Raw genomic sequence first — 506 nt, forward strand, 5'->3', positions numbered from 1 at the left:
GTCGAGCAGCTCGGACAGGTCGACCGGCACGAAGTCCGCCTCGGACGACAGTTCTCCCGCCGCCAGCCTCTCCAGCGCGTGCAGGGTGGCCTCCACCCGCCGTTCGGTGCGCAGCGCGTCGGAGAGGATCTCCGCGCGGGTGGCCGCCGGCAGGTCCAGCGTCGTGGCCACCTCGAGGTTCGTCCGCATCGCCGTCAGTGGGGTGCGCAGCTCGTGGGCGGACGCCGCGGCGAAGTCGCGGGCCGTCGCCAGCGCCGACGCGGTCCGGGCCCGTTCGGCCGCATTGGCGTCGAGCAGCGTCCGCAGCGCCGCGGCCAGCTCCTCGGCCTCGATGGCCCCCGACACGCGCGGCGGCGGCGCCGAGGGGTCCAGGCCCAGTCGGCGCGTCTGCTCGGCCAGCCGGCGCAGCGGCGCGATTGCGACCCCGGCGAACAACCAGCCCAGCGCGGCCGCCACGACCACCGCGCCCAGGCCGATCCCGATCGTCCACCGGTGCAGGCTGGTGA

The 506-nt window shown here is 76.3% G+C and carries 1 protein-coding gene; it reads right to left on the reverse strand.

From position 1 onward, the window contains the following. The coding region (locus tag AC1DQC_RS20365; protein ID WP_477053033.1) for a histidine kinase dimerization/phospho-acceptor domain-containing protein at positions 1 to 506 on the reverse strand (506 nt) is incomplete at both ends.

It is taken from the genome of Cellulomonas sp. P4_H12, from assembly GCF_056400905.1.